The sequence below is a fragment of the Methyloligella solikamskensis genome (genome assembly GCF_042676065.1).
GTDB lineage: Bacteria > Pseudomonadota > Alphaproteobacteria > Rhizobiales > Methyloligellaceae > Methyloligella > Methyloligella solikamskensis.
In genome coordinates this window covers 171,988-195,875 of sequence record NZ_JBHTJO010000002.1, presented here as the reverse complement: position 1 = coordinate 195,875, position 23,888 = coordinate 171,988, and the positions used below count along the sequence as shown (strand labels likewise).

General features: G+C 63.7%; 20 protein-coding genes. 10 read left to right on the top strand and 10 right to left on the bottom strand.

The genetic code is table 11. From position 1 onward, the window contains the following. Positions 1 to 83 precede the first annotated feature (83 nt). Entirely contained in the window at positions 84 to 1,127 is a 1,044-nt protein-coding gene (locus ACFQ2F_RS13925) for a PstS family phosphate ABC transporter substrate-binding protein (protein WP_379091077.1), read from the bottom strand. 428 nt (positions 1,128 to 1,555) lie between these two features. After that, entirely contained in the window at positions 1,556 to 2,860 is a 1,305-nt protein-coding gene (locus ACFQ2F_RS13920; protein WP_379091075.1) for an ATP-binding protein, read from the bottom strand. A gap of 211 nt (positions 2,861 to 3,071) precedes the next feature. On the opposite strand from ACFQ2F_RS13920, the gene ppk2 reads away from it, so the two are divergent. Then, complete coding sequence (gene ppk2 / locus ACFQ2F_RS13915) at positions 3,072 to 3,953, top strand: polyphosphate kinase 2 (protein WP_379091073.1); 882 nt, start codon at positions 3,072 to 3,074, stop codon at positions 3,951 to 3,953. A 3-nt stretch (positions 3,954 to 3,956) separates the two neighbouring features. On the opposite strand, the gene ACFQ2F_RS13910 is transcribed toward ppk2, so the two are convergent. Both ACFQ2F_RS13910 and ACFQ2F_RS13905 read right to left on the bottom strand, forming a co-directional pair. Further along, positions 3,957 to 4,322 (bottom strand): gamma-butyrobetaine hydroxylase-like domain-containing protein, encoded by a 366-nt coding sequence (locus ACFQ2F_RS13910; RefSeq protein WP_379091072.1) that lies wholly within the window; start codon positions 4,320 to 4,322, stop codon positions 3,957 to 3,959. Between the two features lie 36 nt (positions 4,323 to 4,358). Next, positions 4,359 to 4,553: a DUF6494 family protein gene (locus tag ACFQ2F_RS13905; protein ID WP_379091569.1), complete on the bottom strand. Its 195-nt coding sequence runs from the start codon at positions 4,551 to 4,553 to the stop codon at positions 4,359 to 4,361. A gap of 328 nt (positions 4,554 to 4,881) precedes the next feature. Between ACFQ2F_RS13905 and moaA the strand changes: the two genes are divergently transcribed. Together moaA and ACFQ2F_RS13895 are read left to right on the top strand one after the other, a co-directional pair. Beyond that, complete coding sequence (gene moaA, locus ACFQ2F_RS13900; protein ID WP_379091567.1) at positions 4,882 to 5,868, top strand: GTP 3',8-cyclase MoaA; 987 nt, start codon at positions 4,882 to 4,884, stop codon at positions 5,866 to 5,868. Positions 5,869 to 6,024: 156 nt separating this feature from the next. Next, complete coding sequence (locus tag ACFQ2F_RS13895; protein WP_379091070.1) at positions 6,025 to 7,971, top strand: putative bifunctional diguanylate cyclase/phosphodiesterase; 1,947 nt, start codon at positions 6,025 to 6,027, stop codon at positions 7,969 to 7,971. Positions 7,972 to 8,176: 205 nt separating this feature from the next. Here ACFQ2F_RS13895 and ACFQ2F_RS13890 read toward each other — a convergent pair whose 3' ends face one another. Next, entirely contained in the window at positions 8,177 to 9,415 is a 1,239-nt protein-coding gene (locus tag ACFQ2F_RS13890; RefSeq protein WP_379091069.1) for an Mrp/NBP35 family ATP-binding protein, read from the bottom strand. A gap of 98 nt (positions 9,416 to 9,513) precedes the next feature. On the opposite strand from ACFQ2F_RS13890, the gene mobA reads away from it, so the two are divergent. From mobA to ACFQ2F_RS13865, 5 genes are all read left to right on the top strand, one after another. After that, entirely contained in the window at positions 9,514 to 10,137 is a 624-nt protein-coding gene (gene mobA / locus ACFQ2F_RS13885; RefSeq protein WP_379091067.1) for a molybdenum cofactor guanylyltransferase MobA, read from the top strand. 97 nt (positions 10,138 to 10,234) lie between these two features. Beyond that, positions 10,235 to 12,598 carry a transglycosylase domain-containing protein gene (locus ACFQ2F_RS13880; protein ID WP_379091065.1) on the top strand — a complete coding sequence of 788 codons (2,364 nt, stop codon included), beginning with the start codon at positions 10,235 to 10,237 and terminating at the stop codon, positions 12,596 to 12,598. A gap of 171 nt (positions 12,599 to 12,769) precedes the next feature. Next, positions 12,770 to 14,680: a hypothetical protein gene (locus ACFQ2F_RS13875; RefSeq protein ID WP_379091063.1), complete on the top strand. Its 1,911-nt coding sequence runs from the start codon at positions 12,770 to 12,772 to the stop codon at positions 14,678 to 14,680. Positions 14,681 to 14,848: 168 nt separating this feature from the next. Continuing rightward, the gene (locus tag ACFQ2F_RS13870; RefSeq protein WP_379091061.1) at positions 14,849 to 15,490 is read left to right on the top strand and encodes a hypothetical protein; all 642 of its coding nucleotides are present in this window, start codon (positions 14,849 to 14,851) and stop codon (positions 15,488 to 15,490) included. Between the two features lie 164 nt (positions 15,491 to 15,654). Continuing rightward, a complete protein-coding gene (locus ACFQ2F_RS13865; protein WP_379091565.1) occupies positions 15,655 to 16,641 on the top strand; it encodes a zinc-dependent alcohol dehydrogenase family protein in 987 nt (328 codons plus the stop codon). Positions 16,642 to 16,652: 11 nt separating this feature from the next. Here ACFQ2F_RS13865 and ACFQ2F_RS13860 read toward each other — a convergent pair whose 3' ends face one another. Further along, positions 16,653 to 16,814, bottom strand: coding sequence for a hypothetical protein (locus ACFQ2F_RS13860; protein WP_379091060.1), 162 nt, complete (start codon positions 16,812 to 16,814; stop codon positions 16,653 to 16,655). Positions 16,815 to 16,978: 164 nt separating this feature from the next. Between ACFQ2F_RS13860 and adh the strand changes: the two genes are divergently transcribed. Both adh and ACFQ2F_RS13850 read left to right on the top strand, forming a co-directional pair. Next, entirely contained in the window at positions 16,979 to 18,499 is a 1,521-nt protein-coding gene (gene adh / locus ACFQ2F_RS13855; RefSeq protein WP_379091058.1) for an aldehyde dehydrogenase, read from the top strand. Between the two features lie 164 nt (positions 18,500 to 18,663). After that, the gene (locus ACFQ2F_RS13850) at positions 18,664 to 19,032 is read left to right on the top strand and encodes a DUF779 domain-containing protein (RefSeq protein WP_379091056.1); all 369 of its coding nucleotides are present in this window, start codon (positions 18,664 to 18,666) and stop codon (positions 19,030 to 19,032) included. Between the two features lie 9 nt (positions 19,033 to 19,041). Here ACFQ2F_RS13850 and ACFQ2F_RS13845 read toward each other — a convergent pair whose 3' ends face one another. The 4 genes from ACFQ2F_RS13845 to ACFQ2F_RS13830 all read right to left on the bottom strand — a co-directional run bounded on the left by ACFQ2F_RS13845 (position 19,042) and on the right by ACFQ2F_RS13830 (position 23,887). Next, the gene (locus tag ACFQ2F_RS13845; protein ID WP_379091054.1) at positions 19,042 to 19,467 is read right to left on the bottom strand and encodes a DUF4112 domain-containing protein; all 426 of its coding nucleotides are present in this window, start codon (positions 19,465 to 19,467) and stop codon (positions 19,042 to 19,044) included. A 117-nt stretch (positions 19,468 to 19,584) separates the two neighbouring features. Beyond that, the gene (ybaL, locus tag ACFQ2F_RS13840) at positions 19,585 to 21,336 is read right to left on the bottom strand and encodes a YbaL family putative K(+) efflux transporter (RefSeq protein WP_379091052.1); all 1,752 of its coding nucleotides are present in this window, start codon (positions 21,334 to 21,336) and stop codon (positions 19,585 to 19,587) included. 103 nt (positions 21,337 to 21,439) lie between these two features. Then, positions 21,440 to 23,149 carry a YbaL family putative K(+) efflux transporter gene (gene ybaL, locus ACFQ2F_RS13835; RefSeq protein WP_379091051.1) on the bottom strand — a complete coding sequence of 570 codons (1,710 nt, stop codon included), beginning with the start codon at positions 23,147 to 23,149 and terminating at the stop codon, positions 21,440 to 21,442. 198 nt (positions 23,150 to 23,347) lie between these two features. Further along, positions 23,348 to 23,887 (bottom strand): copper chaperone PCu(A)C, encoded by a 540-nt coding sequence (locus ACFQ2F_RS13830; RefSeq protein ID WP_379091050.1) that lies wholly within the window; start codon positions 23,885 to 23,887, stop codon positions 23,348 to 23,350. Position 23,888: the final 1 nt, after the last annotated feature.

Below are 23,888 nucleotides of genomic sequence, written 5' to 3'. Positions count from 1 at the left end.
TTGCCCCGATGATGAGGGGGCGGGCCGGTGGCCAGTGGACCTTACGGCCCGCCCCTTCGGTATTCTGCAGATAGGCGCGATGCCTACATGCCCATGGTCGTGCCGTTCTCGATCTGCTTCTGCAGATCCTCGAACTCGCCCTCAGGCAGCGGCACCAGGCCGTACTCGGCGAGCGGGCCGTCGGGGCCGATCATCTTCTCGGACGCGAAGTAGGCCACGTAGTCCTTCAGACCGGGAATGACGTCCATGTGATCCTTCTTCACGTAGAAGAACAGCGGACGGGACACCGGATACTCGCCGCTGGCGATGGTATCGACGGAGGGCTCGACACCGCTCATGGTGGCGACCTTCAGCTTGTCGGTGTTGTTCTCGTAGAAGGAGAGACCGAACACGCCGATGCCTTCCGGATTGGACTGCAGGCGGGCCAGGGTCTCGGTGTAGTCGCCGTCGATGTCGACAGCCTTGCCGTCCTTGCGGACACGGATGCAGCCGTCTTCAACGGCATCTTCGTCCATGCCGGCCTCTTCCATGATCTTCGGGGCGCCGGCGGCCTCGCAGCCAACAGCCAGAACCTTCTCTTCGAAGACTTCACGGGTGCCGTGCTTCTCGCCAGGGATGTAACCGACAATCTCCCACTTCGGCAGATCGGGGTTCACTTCGTCCCAGGTCTTGTAGGGGTTCTCGGTCATCTTGCCGTCGACCGGAACTTCGGCGGCGAGACCCAGGTAAAGGTCCTTCGGCTCGAGAGCCATGTCGGGGCCGTCCACGTCGCTGGCGAAGACGATGCCGTCATAGCCGAAGCGGACTTCCATGATGTTCTTCACGCCGGCCTTCTCGCAGGCCGTGATCTCTTTGTCCTTGATCGCACGAGACGCGTTCGCGATGTCGATCGTGGACTCACCCAGGCCCTTGCAGAACTGCTTCAGGCCAGCGGAAGAGCCACCGGACTCGACGACCGGAGTCGGGTACTTGCCGTAGGTCTTGCCGAAGTCCTCGGCGACGATCTGGGCGTAGGGAAGGACCGTCGAAGACCCGGCGATCTGGATCTGGTCACGGGCAGACGCGGGGCCCGCCGTGACGCAAGCGCCGACGGCAATGGCCGACGCCATGATGATAAACCTGTTCACTGTGCTCTCCCTTAAGTTGGATGCGAGCTTTCGTTTGTGGATGCGAGCCTCCAAAAGCGGCGACTGCCGCGAGCTCGCCGGCACGCTAGTCGTCACCGTTAATGCTTTTATGACAGCCCGATTTCCTCTCCATGACAGCCCTAATCGGCCGAATTTCAAAGGGCGCTGGGGGTCAGGCCTGTGGAGAAGCGCGGGAAATAAGAGGCTTCCGCCGGAGCGCCGCCGCTACCCCCTCTTCGGGCTTCTGCCGGGCCGCATCTCCTTGGGGACCTCGTGTATCCTCGCGGACATCAGGGGCTTACGCGCATGCGCAAGCCGCCCGCCAATGCGCCAGGATGAAGCCCTATGTCAGTTATGTGACAGTTCGATTACAGTCCGCGGGACAGGATGACGCCCTGTGAATCGCGGGGAAAACCGGCGGGAATCGCCTACTCGGCCGCCTGGGACGGGGCCGCGCTGTCTTGCGGTTTCTCAACGGCCTCGAAGATAACCGTGAAGGCGGAGCCTTCGTCGGGCTTCGACGAGATGGTGAGCTCGCCGCGATGGCGGTTCATGATGTGCTTGACGATGGCGAGGCCAAGCCCCGTGCCGCCCCGCTCGCGGCTATAGGCGACGTCGACGCGGTAGAACCGCTCTGTCAGCCGCGGCAGATGATCCGACGGGATGCCCTTCCCCTCGTCGATGACGGCGATCGCGTAGCGGCCGAAGCCTCGACCTTGGGCCGGCCGGTAGGCGCCCTCGATGCGCACCGCGCCTTTCTCGGCCCCGTATTTGAGCGCGTTGGTCACGAGGTTCTGGAGTACCTGAACCAGCTCGTCATGATCGCCGCGCACCAGGGCGGGCGACTCGAATCGCTTCAGGCGCAGCTCCGCTTTGTGCTCCTCGGCCAGGGGCTCCGTCGCATCGCGGACGTGATCAATAACGTCGTTCAGGTCGATGAGATTACTGGGGGCGACATGGACATTCATCTCCGCCCGGCTCAGGGACAGGAGCTGATCGATCAGCCGCGTCATGCGGGCGGCCTGCTCGGCCATCACCTTCAGGAAACGCTCGCGGGCGCCGGCATCGTCCTTGGCGCTGAACTGCAGGGTCTCGATAAAGCCGCGAAGGGAGGCGAGCGGCGTGCGCAGCTCGTGGCTCGCATTGGCGACGAAGTCGGACCGCATCTGGTTGATCCGCTCCGACTCGGTGAGATCGCGGAGCAGCACCAGAATGTAGCGGGCCCGCTGGCCGGCATGGGTCAGGGGCGCGACGGTCACCGACATGCGCCGGCCGACCGGGAGGACGCGCTCGGTATAGCTGACGGTAATGGGCCGGTCGCGGTCGGGCGCGGCGCTCAAGGCATCGAGGAAGGCGGGATTGCGGATCACGCTGGAGATGTGGCCGCCTTCGCGCAAGGAAGCGAAGGTGGTCCGGGCGGGACCGTTATAGAAAAGCACATGGCCGGCGCTATCGAGCAGCACGGCCGGGTCGGGATAGGCTTCGGTGACCAGGTCGAGAGAGATCTCGGCCCTGTCGGACTGGCGCTTGCGCGGCGAGCTCCGCTCCTCGATCTCAAGAGAGAGATTGCGGGGCGCGGCGACCACGCAGGCGAGAAAGACCAGGAAGCCAGCGAGACCATACAGCAGAGGCAACTCGGTCTCGGCGACGAGGGTGGCCAAAATGGCCGCCACCGCGACGGTCAGCCAGATGGCTGCGCGCAACCGTGCTCCGAGTTCGTAAAAGCCGTTCATGCGATGCAATCCTAGCACCCTCAACCAAGCCGCGAAGGAATATAGGAGTTTGGCTCTGCGCCAAAGCACGATTCACGCTTCTTGCGAATCGCCAACGCCTCAATTTCGAGGCGATAGTTGCGGGTGAAATATCACGGTTTCGCGACAAATCGCGGTGCTATGGTCACCCCACCTGAAACACATATGGCCATTGAAGACCTGGGAGGGAAGTGTGCGCGGATCTTTTCTGCTGGAGGATGCCGGCGAAGGCGAGGAGCTGCCGGGGTTCGACATCGATAGTCCCGTTCTGCCGGAGGATATCGAGCGGAAGGCCTTCCGCAGCGGCGGGTATCCCTATTCCAAGCGGCTGAAGAAGAAGCACTACGAGAAGGAGCTGGAGGATCTTCAGATCGAGCTGTTGAAGCTGTTGCGCTGGGTAGAGCGGAGCGGAAAACGGCTGGTCGTCGTCTTCGAGGGGCGGGATGCCGCCGGCAAGGACGGCTGCATCAAGCGCTTCCTGGCCCATCTCAATCCGCGCCACGCCTGGCAGGTTGCCCTGTCGAAGCCTACGGACGCCGAGCTTGGCCAATGGTATTTCCAGCGTTACGTCGCGCAGTTGCCCACCGCCGGCAACATGATCCTCTTCAATCGCTCCTGGTATAATCGGGCCGGCGTGGAGCCTGTGATGGGTTACTGCACTGAAGAGCAATATCACCGCTTCATGGACGCCGTGCCCCAGTTCGAGGCGGGGCTGGTGCAGGACGGGATCATCCTCGTCAAACTCTGGCTCTCGGTGGGGCGCGAGATGCAATTGAAGCGGTTTCACGCCCGCCGCCACGATGCCCTGAAGCGCTGGAAGCTCACGGACAACGATGTGCGAGGGCTTAGCCTGTTCAATGCCTATTCAGCGGCGCGGGATCGGATGTTCGCCCGCACGGATACCGACTTCGCGCCCTGGCTCGTGGTGCGCTCCAACGACAAGCGCCGGGCGCGGCTCAACGTGATCCGCGCCGTGCTGTACGGGCTCGACTACGACGGCAAGGACCACGAGGTGGCCGACAAGCCCGATCCGAAGATCGTGGGGCGCGGGCCGGAATTCTTCGAGAACGCCTGAGGTTCAGCGGCTGAGTCCCTGACGACTAAGCTCGTCGAGATATTCGGCCCAGCGCTCGTCCTTGTGCTCGCCGAGCTCCTTCAGATAGCTCCAGGAGAACAGGCCCGTGTTGTGGCCGTCGCTGAACACGATGCGCACCGCATAGTTGCCGACGGGCTCGAGGCGAGAGATCTCGACACTCTTCTTGCCGGGCACGGTGACGCGCTGGTCGGGGCTGTGGCCCTGGACCTCGGCGCTGGGACTGCGCACGCGCAGGAGCTCGGCGGTGAAGTCATAGCTGCTGCCGTCGTCGAACAGGACGAGCAGGTTGCGGCGATCCTTCGCCACCCGAAGCTCGGTGGGCCAAGGCTCGGAAGTCTGATCTGTCATTGTGCAGGTTAGGTCCGCTTGAACGTGGATCCGGCCTCAGCCGAGGTCGATCTCGCCTTCCACCACGTGATTGAGATCGGTGCCTTCGGCGGTCAGCACAGCCTTCACCTTCAGCTTGCCCTTGCCCCCGAGGTCCTCTGCCCGCACAGTTTCCTCGATGGCTTGCTGGGAGGTGACACCGACCTCCTTGAGGAACTTGCGCATCGACATGTTGAATTTCTGGTCGTCCATGGGCTGATCATCCATCGTGTGCCTCCTAACTTCTCATTGGCCGGATAAAGATGATAAATGTACCATTCGGTCTATATACAAATTTCAGTCCGCAGATCGGCGGTCCGCCCTGGGCGCCCATAGCGGCCTGATGGCGAAGAGGAAACGCATAGCAGGTGGCCAAGGTCCTAAGCGGTCCGTCAAGCGCCGGAGCAAGGTAGCGGCAGCCTTGAAGACACCCCGCTACCGGCCCCAGGTTATACGAAACGCAAAACTATACAGCCGGAAGGGTAAGGCCCCTTCCGCGGAGGATGAGTAAAACGTGACGATTTGGGAACCGAAACCGGCGATGGTCGACCCGTTCGGCCGTCAGATTACCTATTTGCGCGTCTCGGTGACGGATCGGTGCGACTTCCGGTGCGTGTACTGCATGGCAGAGAACATGACGTTCCTGCCGCGCAAGGATCTGCTCAGCCTTGAGGAGATCGACAGGCTCATCACGGCGTTCATCGATAAGGGCGTGCGCAAGGTGCGGCTGACCGGCGGCGAGCCGCTGGTGCGCAAGAACATTATCTCGCTGCTGCGCTCCCTATCCCGGCATATTGGGACCGGCGCGCTGGAAGAGCTGACCATGACCACCAATGGCAGCCAGCTCGCCCGCTTCGCCGACGATCTCGCCGCCTGTGGGATCAAACGGATCAACGTCTCTCTCGATACGTTGGACCGAGACCGCTTCAAGGCGATCACCCGCTGGGGCGACTTCGACAAGGTGATGGAAGGCATCGCGGCTGCAAGCGCTGCGGGAATCAAGATCAAGATCAACGCGGTGGCGCTCGCCGGCGTCAACGAGGACGAGTACGACCGGCTGATCCAGTGGTGTCATGAGCGCGGCCACGACCTGACGCTCATCGAGACCATGCCCATGGGCGATATCGAAGGGGACCGGACGGACCAGTATCTGCCGCTCTCCAAGGTGCGTGAGCGCCTCGAAGAGCGCTGGACCCTCACCGACATTCCCTACCGCACCGGCGGGCCGTCCCGCTATGTGGAGATTGCGGAGACCGGCGGACGGCTGGGCTTCATCACGCCGATGACGCATAATTTCTGCGAATCGTGCAATCGCGTCCGGATCACCTGCACGGGACGTCTGTATCTGTGCCTCGGTCAGGAAGACTCCGCGGACCTTCGCGCGCCTTTGAGGGAGTCGGAAGGCAACGAGAGGTTGAACGCAGCGATCGACGAAGCCATCACCCGGAAGCCCAAGGGGCATGACTTTGTGATCGGCCGCGACAAGAGGCCTTCGGTTCCGAGATACATGTCGACAACCGGGGGTTGAGGATTTCCCTTCGGGGTTCCAAAAAACCCTTTCAGGTTAGTCGGTTGCCACGCTTTAGCACCGTTTTGTTAAGTACGCTCATTACGCTGATCTTAACCGGCTTGTCCTAGCGTCCGGATCGCTAGGATGGGATTGCGGCCAATTTCGATGCTTTCGATGGCAAAGCTGAATAAGAACGGGCACTGGTTCGCGTTTGCGTTCCTGGCGCTCTTGATCTGCGCGATTGCGTTTTTCGCACCGGCGCGGGTCAGCAACATGCAGTTGGAGCGCGAAGCGCACGCTGCCGCGGAACGCATTGCAAATCAGATCAAGGAAGAGCCGGGGTATCTGTTCGATTCCCTGGCGAAGCGCTCGCTGGCCCCACGCATGGGCGAGCTGCTCGAGCAGATGGGCTACGGCCACCGCATCCTCCGCTACGAAATCTACGACAGGAACGGGAAGCTGGCCTTCACCAGCGGCAATTCGGGTCTGGACCTGAACCAGGAGGTCGAGCCCAGCGGTCCGGAGAAGACGTCCGGCAAGGAGTCCGCAGACTCCACCGTCCAGCTCTATCGGGGCACGGGCGAAGGGGCACCGGACTATCTGGCAGCGCTTTCCATTCCCATCTCCCTGGGCGGCACGCCTCAGGGCGAGCTCACAGTCTATCTGGATCAGAGCGAGCAGGCGCGGGTGCTGGCCGAATATTTCGGCCTGATCGCGGTGGTGACAATGTTGCTGCTGGCGGTAGGCATCGCAGCACCGGTCGCCTTTGCCTGGATCCGCAGCAAGGAGCAGCACCAGGCTGAGGAGCAGCTCCGCTTCCTGCAGGATCACGACGCACTCACGGGCCTGCCCAACCGGGCAGCCTTCACCAAGCTTCTGAGCGACGCGCTCAACCACATGCACCGCAACCGGACCCATATCGCGGTGCTGTGCGTCGATGTCGACAAGTTCAAGGAAATCAACGACTCCCTCGATCACTCGGGCGGCGACGTGGTGTTGCGGGAGATCGCCACGCGCATTCGCACCACGATCCGCAAAGGGGATTTGTTTGGTCGGCTCGGCGGCGACGAGTTCGCCGTCGCATTGGTGGAGATCACCAACCTGGCCGACGTCATGGCCTTCATGAATCGCCTGGTGGAAGCCATGCGCGAGCCTTTCGTGGTCGACGACAAGGAGATCGTCTGCACCACGAGCGTCGGCATCGCGCTTGCCCCAGGCGACGGCGAGACGGCCAATGTCGTCCTGAAACACGCTGCCATCGCCCTGACCCGGGCCAAGTATGATGGCGGTCAGCGCATGTGCTTCTTCGAGCGCAGCATGGACAAAGCCCTGCAGCGCCGCCGCATGGTGGAGCACGAGCTGCGGCTCGCCATCGGGCGCGACGAGTTCGACCTGCTTTATCAGCCGCAATTCTCGCTGGAGACGGAAGAGGCGTGCGGCACCGAGGCGCTGATCCGCTGGCATCACCCGGTTCACGGCAAGATCGCGCCGGCGCACTTCATCTCGGTCGCCGAGGAGACCGGGCTGATCGTTCCGCTCGGCGAATGGGTGCTGCGCCGGGCCTGCTCAGACGCTGTGAAGTGGGAGAATCCGCTTACGGTCGCGGTGAACCTATCGCCGGCCCAGTTCCGGGATGGCGACATCGTGGAGATGGTCTCGAACGTGCTGAAAGAGACGGGCCTGCCGCCGGAGCGGCTTGAGCTGGAGATTACCGAGAACCTCCTGATCAACGATACGGAAGAGGTTCTGCAGAAGCTGAAGACCCTGCGGAAGCTCGGCGTCGCCATTGCCATGGACGATTTCGGGACGGGCTTTTCGAGCCTGTCCTACCTGGCGCGCTTCCCCTTCTCGAAGATCAAGATCGACCGCCACTTCATCCAGATGATGACCAAGGATCCGGCGGTGAAGGCCATCGTGCGGACCATCATCGCGCTCGGCAAGTCCCTCGACATCACCATCACCGCGGAGGGGGTGGAGACGGTGGAGCAGGCGCGGATGCTGCGAGAGTTCGGCTGCCCGAAGGTTCAGGGCTTCCTCTATAGCCAGCCGATCCCGGCATCGGAGGCCGGCCACGCCAAGCCCAAGGTCAGCACTCTGTCGAAACGCCCTAGCGCGGCCTAGCTTCAGGCCTTTCCGAAGCGGTTGCGATGCCTGGAACGCTGTCCGGGCCCCATGTTCGAGACGCCAGCTTCGCCCTCACCATAAAGAGAGACTGAAACGTCGCTCCGTAGCCATCATGCCGGCTCAAACCGGCATCCAGCTTCTTGCTCGGATCGTGGCGGCTGGATCCCGGCTTTCGCCGGGATGACACCTTTCGGGGCGGTCTCTACTGCTCCATGACGATCTTGGGCGCAGCACGGCCGCCACCCTTGGCTTGCTCCAGCTCGGCCAGAGCCTTGCGCGAAATCTCCATATAGGCTTTCGCCGGCGCGGACTCGGGATCGCTCTCCACGACAGGCTGGCCGCTGTCGGAGGTCTCACGGACCTCCATTGTCAGCGGCACTTCGCCCAAGAAGGGCACGCCGAGACGCTCCGCCTCGTGGCGGGCGCCGCCATGGCCGAAGATGTCGGACTGGCCGCCGCAATGGGGGCAGATGAAGGTGCTCATGTTCTCCACGATGCCGAGCACCGGCACATCCACCTTCCTGAACATATTGAGCCCCTTGCGGGCGTCGATGAGCGCCAGGTCCTGAGGCGTCGAGACGATGACGGCGCCGGCTAGCGGCACCTGCTGGGCCATGGTGAGCTGGGCATCGCCCGTGCCCGGCGGCATGTCGACGACGAGCACGTCGAGCTCGCCCCACTCCACGTCCTTCAGCATCTGGCTCAGCGCGGACATGACCATGGGGCCGCGCCAGATCATCGGCGTCTCCTCATCCACCAGGAAGCCCATGGACATGACCTTCATGCCCAGCGCCTCCATGGGCTGAAGCTTGTTGCCGGCGAGCTCCTGGGGCTTGCCCTTCAGATTGAGCAGGCGCGGCATGGAGGGGCCGTAGATATCGGCATCGAGAATGCCGACGGATTTGCCCAGCGCCTTCAGCCCGAGCGCCAGATTGACGGCGGTGGTGGATTTGCCGACACCGCCCTTGCCCGAGGCGACGGCGATGATGTTGGCCACACCCGGGACCGGGGCGCCTTTCGGCCGGGCGTTCTGCTGACCCGGCGTGCCCAAGCCTTGCGCCTTGCCGGGACGCCCTGTCGGGGCCTGCTGGCCGGGACCGCCGCGGTCGAAGGGCGAGCTTTGGGATCCCGCTCCATTGCCGCCTGCCCCGTTGCCGGATTGGCTAGGGGGCGGCGGGCTGCCGGGCTCGCGGTCGGCGGTGAGGGTCACGATTGCTCCCTCCACGCCGGGCATGGATTTGACGATGTGCTCCGCATCGACCCGCATGCCTTCCAGCGCCTTGGCGCGGGCGGGATCGACCGAGATGGAAAAATAGACCTTCCCTGCGGAGATCACGATTTCGGAGAGGAGGCCCTGCTCGACGATATCGCCCTTCCCGTCGGGTCCGGGGACTCGCTTAAGCGCCTCAAGCACTTGTTCTTTGGTCACTGCTTCACTCATGGTCGTATATCTAGTGGGCCAAAGCCGCTACGTCACCCGGCACGTCACTTACGCACTGCCGGGGCGCCTAACCGCACCGTTTCCGAAGGATACCGATTTTGAGCTCAGGTTTTCCCGTTGCCGGATTGCTCCTCGCCGGGGGCCGCTCCAGCCGGTTCGGGGAGGACAAGGCCTTCGCCACGCTGAACGGCACGCCGTTGATCAACCGCGCGGTTGCGCGTCTCGGCCCCCAGGTGGCGCGGCTGGCGATCAATTCCAATAGCGACCCGGCCGGGTTCGCCGAGACCGGCTTGCCGGTGATCGCCGATCCCATTGCGAACTATGCGGGGCCGCTTGCGGGCGTGCTGGCCGGGATGATCTGGCTGCGCAAGACCGCGCCGGAAATCCCCCTGCTTGTGACTGCGGCGGTCGATACGCCGTTCTTTCCGGAAAATCTGGTGGAGTCGCTGATGACCCAAAGCGGCGGCCTGTCGCTGACCATGGCAGCCTCGGAGAGCGACACCCATCCCACCTTCGCGCTCTGGCCGGTCGGGCTGGAGCAGGATCTCGCCGATTATCTGGAGCGTGGCGGACGGAAGCTGCATGACTGGATGGGGCGCCAGGAGGCCGGGATCTGCTTCTTTCCGGCGGCGGAGATCGCCGGCGAGCTTGTCGATCCCTTCTTCAACATCAATCGCCCGGATCAGCGCGAAGCGGCGGAAGCGCTGCTTCAGCGAGGCTGACGACGGGGCGCGACAGGGGATGAGCGTTCGGCTAGTCTCGGGCTGCTTGGGGTGTCGGGGGCGAGTGACGGGACGGAAGATTCTCTAGGGACGCCTCATGCTGCAGCTCGCCCGCTGGATTCTCCACGGCTTCGAATTCCTGATCTCTTTCCCGCTGAAGGTGCTGCGCTTCGTCTTCACGACGCTCGCCTTCAACCCAAAGCTCGGACGCATGCGGCTCATCGTGGGGCCGGTCGTGCTCTACGTGCTCTTCGCTCTCACGCTAGCCTATATCTACGCGCCACTCCGCGGGGCTGCCGGCCAGCTCTGGATGGCGAAGGTGCTCACCTATGCCGACGAGCGCTCTCTTGCGACAGCAATCTACGACAGAGACGACAACTTCGTCGGCATCTTCGATCCGATCCTCGATAGCCAGGAAGACTTCAACTACACGGGGCGGACGATCGCGCTGCCCGATTACATCGCCTATCCGGACCATAAATCGCTCCATGTGGGCCAGGTGCCGGAGGCCTATTGGAGCTGCCTCTCCTATCACGAGGACCGGCATCTCGGTGGGCTGATCAACCCGTTCGGCATCGATCTCTACGGCGTGCTGAAGATCCCCTACTCCACGGTCAGCCGCTCGGTCTCGACCGGCGGGGTGAGCCTCGGTGTGGGCGGTTCCACCCTTGCCATGCAGCTCGCGCGCATCTTCTTCAAGACGCCACCTTCACCGAACGAGAGCGCCGGCGAGAAGATCTCCCGCAAGCTGAAGGAGTGGTGGCTGGCGCCGGTGATCCAGTGGCAGCTGGTGGAGCCCGGCGACACGACGCGCATGAAGCATTGGGCTGCAAACCACTTCCCGCTGGCCCAGCGGACCGGCGGCCAGGCACTTTACGGGGTGGAGCAGACGAGCCTGATCGTGTTCGGCAAGCCGGCCTCACAGCTTTCCAAGGCGGAGCAATATGTGCTGGCGGCGGCGGTGAACAAGCCGATCATCCTGCTGGGCGGGTCCGAAACGTTGGAGCGGATCCGGCTGGCCAACTGGCAGAGCCTGACCAAGGGCCGGGCGCAGATCTGCGCCAACGCGCTGATCGAAAATCCTACCGAGCGGAAAAAAACGCTCGACGAGCTGGCGCAGCTCAGCGAGCGGCCGCCCGATCCTCATCCCCTTCCCTGGAGCGAGGAGATCCTGGCGAGCCTTTCACCGGATACGCGGGCCCGGGCCGGCGCCAACCCGGTCTATCGCAGCAATGTACTGCTGCCGTCGGTGAAATATGGGGCGCGGGAGGAGATGAAGGAGCGGTTCGGCTTCGACTGGCGGGCCGATGTGAGCGGTGTGCATCTGACCCTGAACGCGGCGGAGAATTTCCGCTTCCGGGAGGCGGAGAAGGAGGTGCTGGCGAAGCTCGATCAGCGCTACGCCGAGCGCATCAACGACGCCTACAGCCTGGATCTGGAGTCCGCGAAACGCCATCCGGACATCATCATCGCCGCGGCGGACGCGGATGGGCGGCTGGTCCGCTATTTCGAGTCCAACTTCAACGCCGCCTATTTCGGCTCGTCCTCGGCACGGGATCGCGCGACCGGTCGTTACGACGCGCAAAAGGAAGCGCGCGCCATCGCCTCGGTGGGCAAGATGCTCGCAGGCATCGCCATCGCCAATCAGGGGGAGGACACGGGCGAGACGAACTGGCTCGATACGGATTCGCCGGCGACGGGGCTGGAGGCTTGCGGCCGGGGGAATTTGCGCCGCTTGCGGACGGCGGAAGTCTCCTTCGCCTGCTCCCTCAACACGCCGCTCCTCTGGCGCACCGCCAAGGTGCCGCTTTCCGACCTGCGCTGGCTGACGGAGACCCTCGACATCACCCTGACGGAGCCGGTGACCTCGGCAGCCAATCTCGCCAAGTCCATCGTCGTGGGCCATGTGGCGGCAAGCCCGCGCACGGTGCACCGCATGGCGGGGGTGGTGCTCGCCAGCCTGACGGGGCGCGGGGACGAGCCTCTCGCCATGCCGAGCCTGAATGCCCGCCTCGATCTGGTGGGCAAGGATGCGGCTCAGGCCAAGAGCAACGCGGTCGTGCCCAATGACATCGCGAAGGCAGACGGCCGCGAAGGCCTCCGGGACTTTCTGACCGCGCCCGTCTGCTACCGCCACGGCACCATGCGGCGGCTCTCCGACTGGTGCGCGGCGAACCGCGACGGCGTGAGCCTGCATTTCGCCAAGACGGGCACGCGGGGGACGGGCGCCGCCGATCCCAATGCCGACGACACGGTGGATCTCTTGGTCGCTGGCGGCATCCAGTTCGAGACCGGCGCGGCCTACTCTTATGTGGTCGTGGTCGGCACGGGCACGCCGGCGCAGCCCTGGGCGCGGGATCTCTATTCCGGGCAGATCGCCGAACCGCTCGTGCGCGTGCTGCTTGAGGATCTGGAGCAGCAGCCCGTGCCGGAGCCGGATGAGGTGACCAGCGCGGAGTAGCGCTCGCCTCCACGCCGTGGGGGCATGCACGCGAACAGCCCACACGAACCGCCAACGTTAACACTCCGTTTAAAGGTTTGTTTCGCGCTGCAGCATCCGTTAAAAAAGAGCCGTTGGCCGGTCGCTGGGGGGCGATGATCCGGCCAAAAAGTTGGGAACTTCGGATCGTCTATGGCTGTGCCCCCAAACCCGCCGGACACCGCTGCCGATCGCCTCGATCGCATGCTGGACCGGCTCGAATCCCACAATAATCGCTTCGACCGGCTCAGGCGGACCTTCCCGAGCTTCAAGAAGATCGTGCTGGTGGCCTTCCTGGCGCTGATCTCCTGGTACGCGACCTATACCGGCATGCTGGAGCTGATCACCGCCAATACGGGCGAGGTTCCGGTGATGCAGCAGATCGCCATTGGCTTCGCCGTGGCGACCCTGATGCTGATGGTCCTGTACATCCTGGACTCTTTATTCGCGCCCATCTCCTGGTGGCTGCGCATTCTCTATATTGCCGGCTATATCTTCCTCACCCTGATCTCGGTCGGGTTCGGGTTTGGCTTCTTCTGGAAGGTGCTGGAGGCCCGCGCCGAAGCGACGCGCTCGGCGGAAGCGGCTATCGGCCAGGTGCAACAGGCCCTGGAGCAGGGCAAGACGCGCATCGCCCAGCTCGGCGCGACCCTCGATTCCCTGACGACGATCTCGGCGGAGAAGGCCGTGACCGAACGCGAGGAAGGCGGCACCTGCCCCAACTCGCCGCCGGGCGACGGGCCGCGGCGGCGCTTGCGCGATGCAGATGCCGAGCGCTTCGCCTTCACCTCGGACTTCATCAAGTCGCGCTCCGGCTCGATCCAGACGGATCTGGATGCCCTGAATGCGGACCTCGCCAAGGTGCTCTCCCGCGATCCTTCGACCTTCGATCCGAACACCGGCACGCGGAACCAGTTTCTGCGGGGGCTGAACCGGAAGCTCGATCTCACCATCACCCGCTTCAACGCGCTTCGGACCGATCCGCAGCTCGCCCAGCAGCGTGACATGCTGGCGGAGCGGGCGGACAAGACGACCTTCGATACGGGAAGCGGCGGCACCTTCGCCTGCCCCGATCCGCAACTTCAGTCGGCGCTGCACGGCGTGGTGCGCGCCATCGACAGCCTGCCTGTGATCGAAAAGACCGATATCGCCGCTGTGGAAGGCTCCGAGGCGGTCGTCGAGGCGTTCCGCCGGCTCACCACCACGATGATCGGCGCGCTGCATTTCGAGCTGCCGCCCTCACCTGAGGAGCTGCGCGACCGGCAGCGCCAGGCGATCCAGCGGGCGGAGAACCCGCAAGAGGTGACGGCTGTGGCCAACGAGCAGGCGGGGCTGGGCAGCCGGGACTACATCCCGCTCTTCGTCGCCATCTTCGTCGATTTCTGCCTGCTGCTGGTCTCCATCAACCGGCCGATCAACCGCTTCCAGAAGCTGCTGCACACGGTGCGCGATGCGCGGGACGGGCCGGTGGGCGAGATCCTGGCGCGCTTCCACGACAGTCACCGTGAAGGGCTGGCCCGGGAGTTCGAGGTCTTCCAGCACGCGGTGTTCGACTTCATGGGCGATTACTACGTTGCCGTGCCTCTGAACGCCCAGAGCATGGAAGCGCTCTATCTCACCAATCTCTTCGTGGGGCTTGAGGGCAAAGGCATCATCGACCGGGCTATGCTGCCGCCGCCGGCGATCATCCGGCGGAAGCTCCGCCAGCAGGGCAGCAAGTTCGCCGAGGCGCCGGCCTTCCGGCTCTACCGGTTCCGGGACGGGGCATGGTCAAAGATGGTGCTGGATTCGATCCTCGGCACGGCGGGCATCCGCCGGGAGGACGCGGCACAAGCGGAGGCGGAAGCGCCTGGGGAAGAGACGGAAACGCCCTCGCCCGCCAACGAGAATGTCCGGTCAGGCAACGGGCGCTCGCTCGCCCAGCGGCTGGAAGAGGCGGCCGACGATGCCCATCGGGAAGCGTCCGAGGAGACGGAAGAGGAGCGGGACGACGACGACGAACCCCCGCTCCGCGCCCTGCCCGGGCCCATGAACGGCAATGGCCGACGGCCGCCTGACGCATAGGTTTTCTCGTAAGCTTTCGCGGTGCGTGGTTACTCGTTTCGAAACGGGAACCGAGTCAAACCTTCTTTAACCCCTGGCTGCTAATCATGAGCCTGCACGCGACGCGTGGCCCAAGGCTCGCTGCCTCCGCCACCTCGCGCAGATCCGACGATTCTTCGAGGGGGGAAGATGCTCGCCAAGGCCGGTTCAGATATTTCGCCGAATACCCGCAATGAATACAGCCGTCACATCGATGCGATGAAGCGGTTCGTGGAGCGGGCGCGACATGCTACCGATCCAAGAGAGCGGTCCCTCACGCTGATCCTCCGCTCCGCGGCCTCCGGCCCGGCCAAAGCTCTGCTGACGCTGGCCGACGAGATCCGCGAGGCGGGTGTGATGCCCAAGATCATCCTGGCCAAGCTGGAGCCCCGGGACGAGCTTGAGCGGCTGGCGGTCCTGATGACCGAAATCTATGGCGGGTCGTCCAAGAGCGGCGCCATCCGCTGGACAAAGAATCCCCGGCTCCTCGATGCTCACGAGCAGGCTATTCTCGGCACCTCCCAGTGCTGGTCGGGCGATGCCATGGGGCGCGACCCTAGCCGGCGCAATTCCCTTTCGATGTTCGCCGACGATGCGCCCGATATGGTGCGTCTGGCGGAGCTCGGCTTCACGGCGCTGTGGCATGCCGCCGAGCCGGTCTCCGAACGGCGCCTGATGGCGGCAGCCGCCCGGATGCGGGATACAGAAGCGTTTCCGCCGGAGGACGAAGAAGCCATCGAACCCGGCCGCATGGAGCCGGCCCTGGCGAACTTCACCTTCTTCCGCCATTAAAGCCGGGTGCGATCCGTGTGGATCGCTCTTCCGCGCTTCTCTTTGAAGCATGATCTTTTCCGAAAACCGGTTCCCACTTTTCGGGATCATGCTCTCGCTGATTTTCGTCTCATCCCCCTAGCCTCCGCCAGCCATTGGAGGCAGCATAAGCTATGGCAGATACGATGAAGGCCATGGTGATGCATGCGGCGCACGAGCCTCTGCGGCTCGAAGAACTGCCCATGCCGTCGCCCAAATCGGGCCAACTTCTCATCAAGGTCGCCGCGTGCGGCGTGTGCCGTACCGATCTCCACATCATCGACGGCGAGCTGACCAAGCCGAAGCTACCCCTCGTGCTGGGCCATGAGATCGTGGGCCACGTGGCGGGGATCGGCGAAGGCGTCTCGGGCTTCAAGGAGGGCGATCGGGTGGGCGTGCCGTGGCTCGGCCATACGGATGGCACCTGCCCCTACTGCCTTATGGGACGGGAGAACCTCTGCGATCATCCGGGCTTCACGGGCTACGACATCAATGGCGGCTATGCGGAATACACGGTCGCCGATCACGAATATTCCTTTCATCTGCCAGACGCGTACTCGGATGCCGAGGCCGCGCCGCTGCTTTGCGCAGGGCTGATCGGCTATCGCACCCTGAAGCTGGCGGGTCCGTTTCCGAAGCGGGTGGGCATCTACGGTTTTGGGGCAGCGGCCCATATCATCGCCCAAGTCGCCATCGGTCAGGGCGCGGAGGTCTATGCGCTGACAAGGCCCGGCGATACGGCCGCGCAAGACTTTGCCAAGCGGCTCGGCGCCGTGTGGACCGGCGGGTCCGACGAGATGCCGCCGGAGCTCCTCGATGCGGCGCTCATCTTCGCGCCCGTCGGCGCCTTGATTCCGGCCGCGCTGAAAGCCGTGCGCAAAGGCGGCACGGTGGTCTCGGGCGGGATCCATATGAGCGAGATCCCGGCCTTCTCCTACGATCTCTTATGGGAAGAGCGCGTGGTGAAATCCGTAGCCAATCTCACCCGCGCCGATGCCGAAGAGTTCCTGGCGCTCGCCCCCACCATTCCGGTGAAGACGAGCTTGGAGCCCATGCCGCTTAAGGATGCGAATGTCGCCCTGGAGCGCTTGCGGGCGGGCAAGCTGGAAGGTGCCGCGGTGCTCATCCCGTAGGGGATGCGCCACTACTCCTTCTCGATCTCGCCCTTGAAGCCCGGCACGTCGATTTCGACGACGTCCTTCTGGGTGTGGTCGTAATAGAGATAGCCGATCACGCCGACCGCGACGACTGCCGCGCCCAGCAGAAATGCCAGGGTCGTGTTGATGCCACCGTTTCGTTCAGCCATTGGTCCCTCCTATCCGATTTGCGCCGAGGCTAACGGTCTCAGGGACTGGAGGTTCCGGCAGCCCATGACTATCTAATCTTTGGCTATCTAATTGGTGCCAAAAACGCGCTGAAGGGTGTAAAGTCGCAGCAACAAAAACAGGTCGTGGAAGGGAGGACATTCCAATGCTTCACGAAGTGATTGAGACGTTAAATTCGCGGGTCGCCATAAGGTCCCGTTACGACAACTTTATCGGCGGCAAATGGGTCGCCCCCGCCGACGGACAGTATTTCGACAATATCAGCCCGCTGACCGGCAAGCCGGTCTGTCAGATCGCCCGCTCCACCGCCGCCGATGTCGAGACGGCCCTGGATGCGGCCCATGCGGCAAAGGATTCCTGGGGCAAGACCGCTCCGGCCCAACGCGCCGAGATCCTCAACAAGGTCGCCGACAGGATGCAGGAGAACCTCGACATCCTGGCGCAGATCGAGACCATCGATAACGGCAAGCCGATCCGCGAGACGCGGATGGCTGACATTCCGCTGGCGATCGATCACTTCCGTTATTTCGCAGCCTGCATCCGGGCGCAGGAAGGCTCCATCAGCGAGATCGACGAGAACACGCTGGCCTATCATTATCACGAGCCCCTGGGCGTGGTCGGTCAGATCATCCCGTGGAACTTCCCGATCCTGATGGCGGCGTGGAAGATCGCTCCGGCGCTGGCCGCGGGCAACTGCATCGTGCTGAAGCCAGCCGAGCAGACCCCGATGTCCATCATGGTTCTGATGGATCTCGTGGGTGACATCCTTCCCGACGGCGTTCTGAACATCATCAACGGCTTCGGCGTCGAGGCCGGCAAGCCGCTGGCCCAGAGCAGCCGCATCTCCAAGGTGGCCTTCACCGGCGAGACGACGACCGGCCGCCTGATCATGCAGTACGCCACGGAGAACCTGATCCCCGTCACTCTGGAGCTGGGCGGCAAGTCGCCGAACATCTTCTTCGAAGACGTGATGGCCAAGGACGACGATTTCTTCCAGAAGTCCCTGGAAGGCTTCGCCATGTTCGCCCTGAACCAGGGCGAGGTTTGCACCTGCCCCAGCCGTGCGCTGGTCCAGAAGTCGATCTACGACCGCTTCATGGAGCATGCGATCAAGCGGGTGGAGCGCATCCGCCAGGGCGATCCGCTCGATCCGAAGACCATGATCGGCGCCCAGGCCTCCAACGATCAGCTGGAGAAGATCCTCTCCTATATCGACATCGGCAAGGAGGAAGGTGCGGAGCTGCTGACCGGCGGCGAGCGGGCCAGCCTCGATGGCGAGCTGTCGGAAGGCTACTACGTCAAGCCGACCGTGTTTGCCGGCCACAACAAGATGCGCCTCTTCCAGGAAGAGATCTTCGGCCCCGTCCTTTCGGTCACGACCTTCGAGGACGAGGAAGAGGCTCTGGAGATCGCCAACGACACGCTGTACGGCCTCGGCGCCGGCGTGTGGACGCGCGACGTCAACACGGCGTATCGCATGGGCCGCGGCATCCAGGCCGGCCGGGTGTGGACGAACTGCTATCACCTGTATCCGGCGCACGCGGCGTTCGGCGGCTACAAGAAGTCGGGCATCGGTCGTGAGAACCACAAGATGATGCTCGACCACTATCAGCAGACAAAGAATATCCTGATGAGCTACAGCCCGAAGCCGATGGGCTTCTTCTAGGCCGGTCGGTCTAGGCGATAGAAAACGTCCGCCGTCACCCTGAGGCGGCCGCTCTTAAGCGGCCCTCGAAGGGTGGCGGCGGACCCTTCTTCCCGCGTTCATCCTTCGAGGCGCGGGGTTTCCCCGCGCACCTCAGGATGACGCCAACGCCCCAGGAGGTGTTTATGGTCGACAGAGTCACCGCGACAGACAAGGCGCTCGAGCTGATCGAAAGCCTGAAGGAAAAGCACGGCCCGCTGATGTTTCATCAGTCCGGCGGGTGCTGCGACGGCTCCGCGCCCATGTGCTATCCGAAGGACGAGTTCAAAACCGGCGGCAACGATGTGCTGCTGGGTGAGATCGGCGGCTCGCAGGTCTTCATCGACCGCGATCAGTTCAATTACTGGAAGCACACCCAGCTGATCATCGACGTCGTGCCGGGCCGCGGTTCGGGCTTCTCGCTGGAAGCCCCCGAAGGCTTGCGATTTTTGACCCGCGGGCGGGTGTTTTCCGATCAGGAAGCGGACGAGCTGGAAGCTGCCGGCGCGATCTAGCGAAGCGCTTTAACGCCGCTGCTTCTCGGCCTGCTTGGCGAGGTGGCGTTCCAGGAGCCGCATGTTCTTGCGGTTGCCCTTCCAGGCGGCGTCGAACACATCGCCCACCAAGGGCACCGCGCCGAAGATCAGATCCACACCGACATTGCCGACCATGCGCGCAAGCGTGAGAGGTCCAGCACCGGCCTGATAGGCGTGATGCACGATGAGAAGCGAGATCGCGCTCGTCACCGCATCGCCGACGCCGGGAAACAGGCCGATGATCGCGTCCCACCCGAAACGGAAATTGGTGCCCGGAATCGAGAACTTGTCATCCATCATATGCGCCAGCCAGCGGGTCTGGTCGAGACGCTCCTGATGGCTCATGCCTGCGGTCATCTCCCGCAGGAACTCGTTTGTCGCGGCTCTGTCGCCGGTGAATGTATCGCTTGCCATTGAACGACCCTTAGATCGATTCCTGGGATCGATCCTTGGCGGCCGATCCGGTTGCGGTTTAATCAAACTCCACCGATCAACCCGGATCTCGGGCAATCCGTTCCCGGTTGGCCGATGTCAGCTCGGCTGAACGGCCGCAGCGTCTTCCGGTGCCTCGGGGCTAGTCTCGCCATCTTGGGGCGGTTTGCCCGCACCCGGCAGCTGGGTGACCCGGTCGAGCATGGCCTTGGCGATCTCGTGTTCGCCCATGACCACCTGGTCGGCGCCATGAGACATCAGATGCTCGATCTCGGCTTCTGAATGGGCGCGGGCGATGATCAGCAGATCCGGATTGGCCTCGCGCGCCTGTTGCACGACCTGGCCGCCCTCGAACGCATCGGGGATCGCCACAAGCAGGCAGCAGGCCTTGTCCAGGCTGGCGCCGGCAATCACCTCCGGGTCGGCGGCATTCCCCTGCACCGCTTCGATGCCCTGCTCGCGCAAAGCCTCCACCGCATCCGGGTCGTCCTCAATCACGTAGACCGGCAGCCCCTCGCCAGGGAGAGCGTTGGTGATGAAGGCGCCGACGCGGCCATGGCCGATCAGAGCCACATGGCCCTCGAGCTCCGTCGGGACGATGGGCTCGCGGGTCAGCACTTCCTCCTCTTCCTGATCGTCGGGAAGCTCGGTCTTGGGCCGCTCGTGGCGGAAATACCATTCGTCGATGGCCATGAAGAGAAGCGGATTCAGGATGATCGAGATGATGGAGCCCGCCAGGATGAGGTCGCGGCCATCGGTTGGCAGGATGTCGAGGCGCACGCCCAGGGTCGCCAGGATGAAGGAGAACTCGCCGATCTGCGCCAGGCAGGCGGTCACCACCAGGGAGGTCGCCGATTTATGCCCGAAGGCGCGTACGATGAAGTAGGCGGCGATGGATTTGCCGAAGACGATGATCAGCACCGTGGCGAGCAGGGCGAGGGGCTCCTCCGCCACGACCACGGGATTGAACAGCATGCCGACGGAGACGAAGAACAGGACGGCGAAGGCGTCGCGCAGTGGGAGGGATTCTTGCGCCGCCTGCTGGCTGAGCCGGGACTCGGAAAGCAGCATGCCTGCGAAGAAGGCGCCCAGCGCGAGAGAGACGCCGAACAGCTCTGCGGCGATATAGGCGGCCCCCAGCGCAATGGCGAGGACGGCGAGACGGAACAGCTCGCGGCTGCCCGTATGGGCCACATAGTGGAGGGTTGCCGGAACGACCTTCTTGCCGACGATGAACATCAGCAAGGTGAAGGCGGTTATCTTCGCCAGGGTGAGACCGACCGTGGTCCCGATCTTCATGGGATCGAGGGACTCGACATTTCCCTTCAGCATGACCGAGATCGGCGGCAGCAGGACGAGCACCAGGACCATGGTGATGTCCTGGACGATCAGCCAGCCAACGGCGATCCGGCCGCGCTCCGTATCGAGCAGCCTTCGCTCCTGCAGGATGCGCAGGACGACCACGGTGGAGGCGACGGACAGGCAGAGACCGAAGATGAAGCCCGCTTCCCAGCCCCACCCCAAGGACCAGGTGAGCGCCATGGCCAGGGGTATGGAGACCAGGATCTGGACGAGAGCGCCGGGAATTGCGATGGCGCGCACCGAGAGCAGATCTTCCAGAGAGAAGTGGAGCCCCACGCCGAACATCAGCAGCACGACACCGACCTCGGCGAGCTGGCTCGCCAGGTTCTGGTCGCCGACGAAGCCGGGGGTGAACGGGCCGATCACGATGCCGGCGAGCAGATAGCCGATGAGCGGAGAGAGGTGAACCCGTTGGGCGGCGACGCCGAAGGCAAAGGCCAGGAATAGACCGATGGTGATCGTGGAGATCAGCGGGGTCGCATGGAGCATATAGGTGTCTCTGTCCCGGCCGCGCTGGGAAGCGCAACTCCCAAACGTGCTTCACATCGAGCGCGAAGCTAGCCCGCGCCCCTCATTCCTCCTCCATCCCCACTCAAGCATAAGATGATTTCGTTGTCTTTGCCGAGGGCGCGGCGGGACGCGTCTTTTTCAGGGCGTGGCTGACGATCGCGCTCGCAACCTCGTCCCGATCGAGCACCACCGTGTCGGCACCGAGCGCGGCCAAATGCTCCGCAGCCTCTTCCGATCGGGCACGCGCGACGATGGGGAGCTCGGCGTCCATGGCGCGACCCTGTTCCACGACCTGGCCCGCCTCGAAGCCATCCGGGATCGCAACAACGAGACAGCGGGCCCTTTCAAGACCGGCTGCAGCCACGAGATCCGGATCGGCAGCGTTTCCAGGAATCGCCTCGATCCCCTCAGCTCTCAGCGCCTCGATCGCATCTTCGTCGCTGTCGATGACGAGGATCGGCACGTTCTCTTCCCTGAACAGATTCCGGAGCACGAGGCCGAAGTCGCCGTGGCCGACCAGGACGATGTGATCCTCAAGGTCGGTGGGCGGCAGAGCGCGCCGGGTCGGTGTTTCCGCCGGCTCGGCGGGCGCCTCCGGCTCAATATCCGACCGGAGCATCCTGTCGACGACTGCGAAGAGAAGCGGGTTGAAGAGGATCGAAAGAATGGCGCCGGCGATGATGAGATCGCGACCCTCAACGGGAAGCAGCTCGAGGTCCGTGCCGAGCGCAGCCAGGATAAAGGAGAACTCCCCGATCTGGGCAAGCGAGGCAGCAACGGTCAGTGCGGTGGCATTGCCGTAGCCGAAGATGCGGACGATGAGGAATGCCGCGATCGATTTGCCGAACAGGATGATGAACAGCGTCCCGAGGATGGGGATCGGATCGCGCATCACGATGGACGGATCGAACAGCATGCCCGCGGAGACGAAGAACAGCACGGCGAAGGCGTCGCGAAGGGGAAGCGTTTCCTTCGCGGCATGCTGACTCAGGGTCGACTCGCTCAGGATGACGCCAGCGAAGAAGGCGCCCAGGGCTAGGGAGACATCGAACAGCTCCGCCGCACCGAAGGCCGTGCCGAGCGCGATGACCAAAACCGCGAGTCTGAACAGCTCGCGACTGCCCGTGTGGGCCATGTAGTGGAGCATCCATGGGATGACCCGCCGGCCCACCACGAGCATGGTGACGATGAAGGCGACGATCTTGCCGAGGGCGAGGAGGAGATTCTCCGCCAGAATTCCCCAATAGGGATCGGAGCCCGACCCGTTCATCAATCCGGCCGTGGCAGGAAGAAGAACCAGAGCGAGGACCATGGCGATGTCCTCGACGATCAGCCATCCCACCGCGATCCGGCCGCGCTCTGTCTCAATGAGGTGGCGCTCCTGCATCGCCCGCAGAAGCACCACCGTGCTCGCCACGGACAGGGCGAGGCCGAAGACGAGACCGGCTCCGGCGGACCATCCGAGCCAATGGGCCAGCGCCATTCCGAGCAGCGTGGCACAGAGGATCTGTACGATGGCGCCGGGGATGGCGATCTTGCGGACCGAGAGCAGGTCCTGCAGCGAAAAGTGCAGGCCGACACCGAACATCAGCAGCACCACGCCGATCTCGGCAAGCTGAGCGGCGAGGTCCTGATCGGCGACGTAACCGGGGGTGAAGGGACCGATGATGATGCCGGCGAGAAGGTAGCCGACGAGCGGGGAAAGCTTGATGCGATGCGCGACTACGCCGAATGCCAGGGCGAGGGTCAGCCCGATTGCGATGGTCGTGATCAACGGTGTCGCGTGCTGCATCGTTTAGGTCGGTCCGGCTCCTTGGAAGGGCGATTGTTCAACTGAGCCCATCGTGGAGAATGATCGTGGCCTCACGATGGTCCTGACAAAAAAACTCCGTACACGGAAAGCTTCGGCTCGCCGGATCGCGAATAACGGAAGCCATCGAGAGCGTGCGGTCCTCCCCTTCCAGATGCGAAAGAGAAGGACCGCAAGGAGCTAGTGGTGAGCGTGAGGGTCCATATCTTCCATGGGACCGTCGGGCATCTCGCCGTGGTCGCCATGGTCCTGGCCGGACGAGGGCGCCTTGGCGCCGATGGGCTCCACCGTAAACTCCACCTCGACATCGCCTGCCTTCTCGAAGGTCAGGGTCGCGGTGAAGGGCTTGCCCTCCTCGATGGGCTGCTTAAGCCCCATGAGCATGATGTGGTTGCCCCCGGGCTTCAGGGCGACGGAGCCGCCGGCCGGGATATCCAGACCGTCGAGCTTCCGCATCTTCATCATGTTGCCTTCCATGGTCATGGAATGGACCTCGAGCATCTCGGCGATGGGGGTCGAACCGCCGGTCAGCCGGTCGGCCTCCTTGCCGGTGTTCTCAATGGTGAGATAGCCGGCACCGACCTCCGCGCCGCCGGGGGTCGCACGGGACCAGGGCTGCACGATCTTGATCTCGCCGGCCTTGTGGTCGTGCGCCTGAGCCACCGCAGACGCGGCAACGAGGGTGAGCGCGACCAGCGCGCCTTTCAGAATGCTACGCATT